Consider the following 9551-nt stretch of genomic DNA (forward strand, 5'->3'; position numbering starts at 1 on the left):
CTTGCGCGCTTACATTTCCTTCGTGCAGTCGCGCGGCGTGATGCCCTTTTCCTTCGCGTAGGCAGCGGCCGATTCCTCGATCATCGGACGCACGACAGACTTGTCGCCCTCGATCCAGTCGGTCACGACCTTCCACTTCGTGCCGTCCCATTGCTGGAACTTCACCTTGCCACCGCCTTCGTGGTCGGCGCAGGTGATCTTGAGGTCGGGCATGAAGCCCGCGGCGCCCAGCGCGGTCAGGCGCTTGTTGTCGAGGTCCAGGTTCTCGAAGCCCCAGCGCACCTGCTCGCCGGTCAGCGACTTGCCCTTGCCATATTTCTCCTGGGCCTTGCGGATCGCCTCGACGGTGATGATGCCGTGCACCACGCCACGGTTATAGAGCACGGTACCGACGCGTTCCTTGTCTTCCATGTTGCCCTTGTTCTTGGTGTAGACGTGCTTCTTGATGTCCTGCACGACCGGGTAGTTCGCGCCGGCAACATTGAAGCCCGCCGCCGTGTAGCCCTTTGCAGCGTCGCCGGCGGGGATCGTGTCCTCCTCGGAGCCGGACCACCACACGCCGACGACCTTCTCGCGCGGGTAGCCGGTCTTGGCCGCGGTACGCAGCGCCGTCGCGTTCATCACGCCCCAGCCCCACAGGATCACGTAGTCGGGTTTCATCTGGCGGATCTGCAGCCACTGCGCCTGCTGCTCGTTGCCCGGGTTGGCGACGGCGAGCTTCTCCACCGTGAAGCCATGCTTGGCCGCCAGCTTGTCGAGGATCGCGTGCGACTCCTTGCCGTAGGCCGAATCGTGGTACAGCAGGCCGATCTTCTTGCCCTTGAGCTTGTCCATCCCGCCTTCTTTCGTGCCGAGATAGTTGATGATCGCCGACGCCTGCGTCCAGTATGTCGATATCATCGGGAAGACCCACGGAAAGACGCGGCCGTCGGCAGCGTCGGTGCGGCCGTAGCCGATCGTCACCATCGGGATCTTGTCCTGCGCGACCTTCTCCAGCACCGAGTAAGTGATGCCGGTCGACAGCGGCTGGAACACCGTGTTACCGGTCGCCCCCTTGGTCTTCAGGCGCTCGTAGCACTCGACGCCGCGCGCGTTGTTGTACTCGGTCTCGCATTCCTCCCAGGTCAGCTTGACGCCGTTGATGCCGCCGTCACGCTCGTTGACCATCGCCATGTAGTCGATCCAGCCGCCATACAGCGAGGCGCCATTGGAACCGAACGGACCGACGCGGTAGCTCGGCAGCCCGATGAACTGCTCCGAAGCGGCGACCGCGTAGCCGGTGGCGAGCAGGCCTGCGATGGTCGCGCCGATGAGTGCGGTGTGCTTGAGTTTCATGTTGTCTCCTCCTCTTGTGTGTATGGTGCTGCGTTTTACCTTGACTGCCAGCCGGCGTCGCAACACCGGCAAAAAGGTTCAATGAGGATCAGTGCGGGAAAGGCCACAGCCGCATCTTTTCCTTGCCGATCTGCCACAGGCGGGCGAGCCCATGTGGTTCGACGATGAGGAAGAAGATGATCAGGCCGCCGAAAATGATTAGTTCGAGGTTCGAGCCGAGCCCGGCCGGCATCGATCCGGCGAACAGCGCGTGCATCGCGACGTTCAGGAAGATCGGCAGCAGCACGATGAAGGCCGCGCCGAGGAAAGAGCCCATGATCGAGCCGACCCCGCCGATGATGATCATGAACAGGATCTTGAACGACAGGTCGAGGTTGAAGCCCTCCGGCTCGACGGTGCCGAGGTAGGTGTAGGCATACAAGGCGCCAGCCACGCCGCAGTAGAACGAGGACACGGCGAACGCCGTCAGTTTCGCGCGCATCGGGCGGATGCCGATCACTTCGGCTGCCACGTCCATGTCGCGCACCGCCATCCAGCCGCGCCCGGTGGTGCTGCGCACCAGGTTCTTGGCGACGAGCGCCAGCACCGCAACGATCGCGAGCGTCAGCAGATACTTCAACACCGGCGTATCGAACGCGAAACCGAGGATCTCGACGTGCTGCGCGGTAATCACGCCCGACGACGAGTTGTTCGAGAACCACGGGAATTTCACCAGCGCCCAGACAATGAAGAACTGCGCCGCGAGCGTCGCCACCGCGAGGTAGAAGCCCTTGATGCGCAGACTCGGCAAGCCGAACGCAACACCGACCGCCGCCGCACACAGGCCACCGAGCAGCAGCGCGACAATGAAGGGCATGCCGTCGATGCGCAGTATGAAGTTGTACGCACCGAAGGCGCCGACTGCCATGAAGGCCGCCGAGCCGAGCGAAAGCTGGCCGGCGTAGCCGGTGAGGATGTTGAGTCCGATCGCCGCCAGCGAGAAGATCAGCACCGGGATCAGGATCGCCTGCAGCCAGTACTCGCTGGCGATGAGCGGCAGGACGACGAAGAAGAAGCCGAGAATCGCGATGAACCCGAGCTTGTCCTGGCGGATCGGGAAGATCTGCTGATCTTCCTGGTAACTGGCCTTGAACTGGCCCGCTTCACGGTAAAGCATGCGTTGTCTCCGTTTTCTTTGTAATGGTGCCGCCGCAGCCCTGGGGAAATTTCCCGCCCCTTTTCACGGGGCCGCGGCGGGCATGATGCGCAAGCGTTCTTGTGTGTTCAGACCCGGTCGATATGCCGTTCGCCGAACAGCCCTTCCGGCCGCACCAGCAGGAAGGCAAGCGCCAGCACATACGGGAACCAGCCCTCGATGCCGCCGCCGACGAAGGGGCCGATAAACACTTCGGCGAGCTTCTCGGAGGCGCCGATGATCAGCCCGCCGACAATCGCCCCCGGCACCGAGGTGAAGCCGCCGAGGATCAGCACCGGCAGCGCCTTCAGCGCGGTGAAGGTCAGCGCGAACTGCACGCCGCTGCGGGCGCCCCAGATCAGGCCCGCCACCAGCGCGACGAAACCCGCCACCGCCCACACGATCGCCCAGATGTGCTGCAGCGGAATGCCGATCGACAAAGCGGCCTGATGGTCGTCGGCCACCGCACGCAGCGCCCGGCCGACCTTGGTGTATTGGAAGAACAGCGCCAGCGATGCAACCAGCGCACCGGCGATCGTCGCGGCGAAGAGGTCGAACTTCGATACCAGGATGTCGGCGCTCTCCATGATCCATTCGACCGGTTCGTCGGCGATGCCGAGATCCAGACCGCGCACGTTCGCCCCCCAGATACCCTGGGCGATGCCTTCGATAAGGAAGGTCAGGCCGATGGTCGCCATGAACAGCGTGATGTGCGGCTGATTCACCAGCGGCCGCAGCACGATCTTCTCGGTCAGGATGCCCAGCACCACCATCGACGCCAGCGCCAGCACGAAGGCGAGCCAGAACACGAAATTGCCGTCGGCTTCGAGTCCGGTCCAGCCGGGCAGCACCTCGCGGAAGCCGACGAAAGTCAGCGCGGCGAAGAACACCATCGCCCCCTGGGCAAAATTGAACACGCCGGACGCCTTGTAGATCAGCACGAAACCGAGTGCGACCAGCGCGTACAGCACGCCTGACAGCAGGCCGCCGATCAACACTTCGAAAAAGAACCCCATGGTTGTCTCCTAATCCCTTTTCTTGTGTTTTCAGTGCGACGTGCCGAGGTAGGCGGCGATCACTTCCGGATTGTTCTTGACCTCGTCGGGCACGCCGTCGCCGATCTTCTTGCCATAGTCGAGCACCACGACGCGATCCGAAATGTCCATCACCACGCCCATGTCGTGCTCGATCAGCACGATGGTGGTGCCGAACTGGTCGTTCACGTCGAGGATGAAGCGGCACATGTCCTGCTTTTCCTCGACGTTCATGCCCGCCATCGGCTCGTCGAGCAGCAGCAGGGTCGGTTCCGCGGCGAGCGCGCGGCCCAGTTCGACGCGCTTTTGCAGGCCGTAGGGCAGCCGCCCGACGGGCGTCTTGCGGATGCTCTGGATCTCGAGAAAATCGATCACCTCCTCGACCTTCTTGCGGTGCTCGATCTCCTCCTTCTGCGCGCGCCCCCAGTACAGCGCGTGCTCGAAGAGGTTGCATTTCATCTTCAGGTTGCGCCCGGTCATGATGTTGTCGAGCACGCTCATGCCCTTGAACAGCGCAATGTTCTGGAAAGTGCGCGCAATGCCCTGGGTGGCGGCCCGATGCGGATCCATGTCCTTGCGCACCTTGCCGTGAAAGGTGATCTCGCCCTCCTGCGGACGATAGACGCCGTTGATCACGTTGAGCATCGAACTCTTGCCGGCGCCGTTGGGGCCGATGATCGAGCGGATCTCGTGCTCGCGCACGTCGAAGCTGATATTGGTCAGCGCCTTCACGCCACCGAACGAGAGCGAAATGCCCTGCAGATCGAGGATCACGTCACCGATATGCCGATCGGGCGCCTGCGTTTGCGTGTCGCCCAGAGACGCCATGTCATTCATCATCATTGCTCCTCTCCTCAAGCGGCCTGTTTGCCGGCCTGCGGGGTGAAGGTCTTCGCCTCCTCGATGCGCAGATCGGCCGTAATCCGGCCCTCGCGCCCGTCTTCGTATTTCACGACCGTCTCGATGCGCTGCGTCTTGCGCCCCTCGAACAGCGCTTCGATCAGCACTGCATACCGTTCAGCGACGAAGTTGCGCCGCACCTTGCGCGTGCGTGTCAGCTCGCCGTCATCGGCGTCGAGTTCCTTGTGCAGGATCAGGAAGCGCTTGATCTGCGAGCCACTCATCTTGGGATCGATGGCGAGATCGGCATTCACCTTCTCGACGCAATCGCGGATCAGGTCATACACCGCGGATTGCGCGGCGAGATCGGTATAGCCCGAGTACGCCATGCCCTTGCGCTCGGCCCAGTTGCCCACCGCCTCGAGGTCGATGTTGATGAAGGCGGTGACACACTCGCGGCCGTTGCCGAAGGTGACCACTTCCTTGATGTACTGGAAGAACTTCAGCTTGTTCTCGATATAGTTCGGCGCGAACATGGAGCCGTCGGTGAGCTTGCCGACGTCCTTGGCACGGTCGATGATCTTCAGGTGCCCGTCCTCGTCGAAGAAGCCCGCGTCGCCGGTCATGAAGTAACCGTCGGCGTTGATCGATTCGGCGGAGGCATCCGGGCGCTTGTAGTAGGCCTTCAGCAACATCGGCCCCTTCACCAGGATCTCGCCATTGTCGGCGAGCTTGACCTCGACGAAAGGCGCCGGCTTGCCGACGGAGTCGAGCTTGATTTCGCCGTCCGGCTGCAGGCACACGTACGCGCAGGTCTCGGTCTGGCCGTAAAGCTGTTTCAGGTTCACGCCGATCGAACGATAGAAGCGGAACAGGTCCGGCCCGATCGCCGCGCCGGCCGTGTAGGCAACGCGGATGCGGCTCATGCCGAGCACATTCTTCAGCGGGCCATACACCAGCAGGTTGCCGAGCCAGTACTGCAGGCGGTCGCCGGCGGAAACCGGCTTGCCGTCGAGGATGTCGGCGCCGCAACGGCGGGCGACGTCCATGAAATGCTGGAAGGCCTTGCGCTTGATCGCGCTCGCGTCCTCCATGCGGATCATCACCTGGGTCAGCAGGTTCTCGAACACGCGCGGCGGGGCGAAATAATAGGTCGGGCCGATCTCGCGCAGATCGGTCATTACCGTCTCACCCGATTCCGGACAGTTGATCGTGAATCCGGTCAGCATGGCCTGGGCGAAGGAGAACAGGTGGTCACCGACCCACGCCATCGGCAGGTAGGACAGGATGTCTTCCTGGTCGGTCAGCTTGTCGAAGCCCGCGCCGCCCGTCGCCGCGGCGATGAAGGCGGCGTGAGTCTGGCAGACGCCCTTGGGCTTGCCCGTGGTGCCGGACGTATACAGCATCACCGAGATGTCGTCGGTCGCGCCCTTGTCGATCTCGGCGTTGAGGAAATCGGTGTGATTGCCGTCATGGATGCGTCCCATCTCCTGCAGCGCATCCAGCCCCATCAGCAGCGGCTGGCTGTAATGACGCATGCCGCGCGGGTCGTCGTAGATCACGTGCGCGAGCAAGGGCGCCTCGGCGGCGATCTCGAGCATCTTGTCGACCTGCTCCTGATCCTCGACCACCGCAAACTTGATCTCGGCGTCGTGCAGCACGTAGATCATTTCCTGCGCCACCGCATCCTGATAGAGCATCACCGGAATGCCGCCGAGGCACTGGCACGCTGCCACCGACCAGTACAGCCGCGGGCGGTTGTCACCGATGATCGCCAGTCGGTCGCCGCGCTTGAAGCCCAGTTCCGCGAGCCCGCAGGCAATCGCCCGCACGTTCTGCGCAACTTCGGCCCAGTTGTAGGTCTGCCAGATGCCGTATGCCTTCTCGCGCATCGCCGGCCGTTTCGGCCGCACGGCGGCGTGATGCATCAACAGCCGCGGAAATGTATCGAGTGCGGCCGCGTGCGCGGCTTGCCCGTTTCTGTCGGACATACCACCTCCTCCTTCGGTTTTATCCTTCGTCTCCATCCCGGCCCTTGCTTGTAAGTATTGGGTACGGGGGCGTGGCGCAATCGTGTGCGCCGGAGCGTCTATCGGGCCACGGGTACCGTGGCGCGCGCTCTTGTCTGCCTGCAGTGTCGCAAGCCATGTTTGCGCAACTGTTTGCGAAATGTAGTCAATTGTTGCAGCTCACCACATCGCCATCCCGGACCGTCACATCCGCCTTCACAAGCCGAGGGCCGAACAGGCCGTTGCGCCGAATCGCAGACAGGGGGCCGCCGTCCTTGCCGCCAGTACAATCCATTTGGACAATCGAATTGCATCCGCCCGAGCACTTTTTGCGGTCACCCGTTGTCTGCATTTCGGCGGACGGCTTCTCCCGTGTGCAGCATTTGTCACGGCGCGCTACCGGAGCACCAAACCTGCGCCCTCACCTTCAACCTCCTCACCTGCGTACCGATTCATGCCCCATGACGTCTCACTGATCGCCACCCTCGCCACCGCCTTCGGCCTCGCACTGGTCCTCGGCTTCCTTGCCGAACGGCTGAAGCTTCCGGCCCTCGTTGGTTACCTGCTCACCGGCATCGTCATCGGGCCGGCGACGCCGGGCTTCGTCGCCGACGTCGGCATTGCGGCGCAACTGTCCGAGATCGGCGTGATGCTGCTGATGTTCGGCGTCGGCCTGCACTTCTCGCTCGACGATCTGCTCGCGGTGCGGCGCATCGCGCTGCCCGGCGCCGTCGTGCAGATGGGCGTCGCGACGGCACTGGGCATCGGCATGGCGTCGTGGTGGGGCTGGGGCTTCGGCGCAGCGCTGGTGTTTGGCTTGTCGCTGTCGTGCGCGAGCACCGTGGTGCTGCTGAAGGCGCTTGAGAGCCGGGGCGTGCTCGAATCGATGAACGGGCGCATCGCGGTCGGCTGGCTGGTCGTCGAGGATCTGGCGATGGTCATCGTGCTCGTGCTGCTGCCGCCGCTCGCGGGCATGCTCGGCGGCCGCATCGATGCCGTTGCAGGCGACGCGCCGCTGTGGCGCACCATCGGCCTTACGCTGTTACAGGTGGGCGCGTTCATCGCGCTGATGCTGCTCGCCGGCCGCAAGTCTCTGCCCTGGCTGTTGTGGCAAGTCGCTCGCACCGGCTCGCGCGAGCTGTTCACACTCGCCGTCGTCGCCGCGGCGGTCAGCATCGCATTCGGCGCGGCGGAGCTGTTCGGCGTGTCCTTCGCGCTCGGCGCCTTCTTCGCCGGCATGGTGATGCGCGAGTCGGAGTTCAGCCACCGCGCAGCCGAAGAATCGCTCCCGCTGCGCGACGCGTTCGCGGTGCTGTTCTTCGTCTCCGTCGGCATGCTGTTCGAGCCGCGCATCCTGATCGAGCAGCCGGCGCACGTGCTCGGCGTCGTCGCGATCATCATCGCCGGCAAGGCAATCGCGGCGGCGGCCCTCGTACTGGTCTTCCGCTATCCGCTGAACACCGCATTCATCGTCGCCGCGAGTCTCGCGCAGATCGGCGAGTTTTCGTTCATCCTGGCTGGACTGGGCCTGTCGCTCGGACTGCTGCCTGCCGAAGGCCAGAGCATGATCCTCGCCGGAGCGCTGATCTCGATTGCGCTCAATCCCTTCGTCTTCGCGGCCGCGGAACCCGCACGCGCATGGGTGCTGGAACGTTCGGCCGTGGCCCGCCGCCTTGAGCACCGCGAAGATCCGCTCGCCGAACTGCCGCTGTCGACCGAGCGCAAGTATCTCGAAGGTCAGGTGGTACTGGTCGGTTATGGTCGCGTCGGCCGCCGCATTGCCGAAGCCCTGACCGCGCGCGGCGTTCCCTTCGTGATCGCGGAACAGAACCGCGAGCGCGTGGAGACGCTACGCAAGCAGGGCATGGCCGCCGTCTCGGGCGACGCCGCCGAACCCTCCGTGCTGATCCAGGCGCACATCGCGCATGCCGCAATGCTCGTCATCGCAACGCCCGACCCGCTCGACGTGCGCAAGATGGCCGACGTCGCACGCACGCTGAACCCGGATATCGAAATCGTGCTGCGCACGCATAGCGAGGAGGAGGCCGCACTCCTCGTCGACGAAGGCATCGGACGCGTGTTCTTTGGCGAAGAAGAGCTGGCAAGAGGGATGATGAACCACGTGTTGCAACGGTTTGCCCCGCCCGCAGAGCCGACCGGGAGCCATACCGGCCGGTCCGGTCACAGCTAGGGATCTGCGCAACGCGTATCCGCTTCGGATGTTCGGGCGGCGAGGAGTCAGGTTCGTGACGCCGTATCGGGGAAAGCACGACGTAAAAAAAGAAGGGGGGCCTGCGCCCCCCTTCTTCATGAACGACTCACCCGCACATCAAGCGCCGAAGAACCCCGTCACAACCAGCACCAGCAGCACCAGACCGATCGTGATCAGGGCCAGGCCGAGGATCACCGAGCTGACATGCATCGGCCGCGACGGCGCATCGACCAGATATTTCTCCAGCTCGCCCGATTCCACCAGACGCTGATAGTGCGCCGGGTGCTCGCGGGTGAACTCTTCCAGCGACTGCGTGCCGGTGAACATCACCACATCGGGCGGCGGCAGCTTGTCGGGGCGGAAGTGGTTGTTGAAGAAATGCACCGTGAAGAGGAACACCGCCGCCAGGAAGGCTTCCTCGCCATGCACCAGGGTGCCGACGTTGAACACCCAGCCCGGCAGGAAGCTCGCCGTGACATGCGGGAAGGCCAGCATCAGGCCGCTCCAGCCGATGATGTTCACACCCCAGAACACCGCCCAGTAGTCGAACTTCTCGAAGTAGGTCCAGCGGTCGAAGTGCGGCCGCGGGCCCTTGCCGAAGAACCACTTGAACATGCCCACGCAGTCGGCAAGGTCCTTCCAGTTCGGAATCAGCGAATCCGGACCGAACCAGCGGAACTTGCGGTCGCGCAGCAGGCGCGACATCACGTAGACGAAGTGAATGAAGAAGATGCCGACGAACAGCGCCGCCGCGACACGGTGGATGAGGCCGAGGATTTTCGGGCCGCCTAGCGCCGCAGCCACCTTCGGTGCCCAGCTGCTGTCGGCGAAGAGCGCGGCGGTCCCGGTCAGCACCAGCGTCATCGTCACGAGCGCGAAGGCCAGGTGCGCAATGCGCCAGCCCCACGGGAAGCGCCGGAAGTGCTTCTCCGGAACAATGCCCATCG

General features: G+C 63.8%; 7 protein-coding genes. 1 reads left to right on the forward strand and 6 read right to left on the reverse strand.

Translation table 11 applies throughout. The features are described 5' to 3' along the window. Positions 1–9: 9 nt before the first annotated feature. The 5 genes from GPA25_RS15675 to GPA25_RS15695 all read right to left on the reverse strand — a co-directional run bounded on the left by GPA25_RS15675 (position 10) and on the right by GPA25_RS15695 (position 6374). Positions 10–1335, reverse strand: a complete 1326-nt coding sequence (locus tag GPA25_RS15675; RefSeq protein ID WP_169261343.1) for an ABC transporter substrate-binding protein — start codon at positions 1333–1335, stop codon at positions 10–12. A gap of 88 nt (positions 1336–1423) precedes the next feature. After that, complete coding sequence (locus GPA25_RS15680) at positions 1424–2491, reverse strand: branched-chain amino acid ABC transporter permease (protein ID WP_169261344.1); 1068 nt, start codon at positions 2489–2491, stop codon at positions 1424–1426. Between the two features lie 107 nt (positions 2492–2598). Beyond that, positions 2599–3525, reverse strand: coding sequence for a branched-chain amino acid ABC transporter permease (locus tag GPA25_RS15685; protein WP_169261345.1), 927 nt, complete (start codon positions 3523–3525; stop codon positions 2599–2601). A 30-nt stretch (positions 3526–3555) separates the two neighbouring features. Then, on the reverse strand, positions 3556–4386 hold the full coding sequence (locus GPA25_RS15690) for an ABC transporter ATP-binding protein (RefSeq protein WP_425486399.1): 831 nt from the start codon (positions 4384–4386) through the stop codon (positions 3556–3558). A gap of 11 nt (positions 4387–4397) precedes the next feature. After that, positions 4398–6374: an AMP-dependent synthetase/ligase gene (locus tag GPA25_RS15695; protein WP_169261346.1), complete on the reverse strand. Its 1977-nt coding sequence runs from the start codon at positions 6372–6374 to the stop codon at positions 4398–4400. A 472-nt stretch (positions 6375–6846) separates the two neighbouring features. On the opposite strand from GPA25_RS15695, the gene GPA25_RS15700 reads away from it, so the two are divergent. Beyond that, positions 6847–8583, forward strand: a complete 1737-nt coding sequence (locus GPA25_RS15700; RefSeq protein WP_169261347.1) for a cation:proton antiporter domain-containing protein — start codon at positions 6847–6849, stop codon at positions 8581–8583. A gap of 138 nt (positions 8584–8721) precedes the next feature. Here GPA25_RS15700 and GPA25_RS15705 read toward each other — a convergent pair. Beyond that, the coding region (locus tag GPA25_RS15705; RefSeq protein ID WP_425486400.1) for a formate dehydrogenase subunit gamma at positions 8722–9551 on the reverse strand (830 nt) is incomplete at its 5' end.

The sequence above is a fragment of the Aromatoleum diolicum genome (assembly GCF_012910955.1).
GTDB lineage: Bacteria > Pseudomonadota > Gammaproteobacteria > Burkholderiales > Rhodocyclaceae > Aromatoleum > Aromatoleum diolicum.

Bases quoted from the DNA above. Each gene is read 5' to 3' on its own strand.
- GPA25_RS15675 (WP_169261343.1), bottom strand. From the start codon at position 1,335: ATGAAACTCAAGCACACCGCACTCATCGGCGCGACCATCGCAGGCCTG.
- GPA25_RS15680 (WP_169261344.1), bottom strand. From the start codon at position 2,491: ATGCTTTACCGTGAAGCGGGCCAGTTCAAGGCCAGTTACCAGGAAGAT.
- GPA25_RS15685 (WP_169261345.1), bottom strand. From the start codon at position 3,525: ATGGGGTTCTTTTTCGAAGTGTTGATCGGCGGCCTGCTGTCAGGCGTG.
- GPA25_RS15690 (WP_425486399.1), bottom strand. From the start codon at position 4,386: ATGATGATGAATGACATGGCGTCTCTGGGCGACACGCAAACGCAGGCG.
- GPA25_RS15695 (WP_169261346.1), bottom strand. From the start codon at position 6,374: ATGTCCGACAGAAACGGGCAAGCCGCGCACGCGGCCGCACTCGATACA.
- GPA25_RS15700 (WP_169261347.1), top strand. From the start codon at position 6,847: ATGCCCCATGACGTCTCACTGATCGCCACCCTCGCCACCGCCTTCGGC.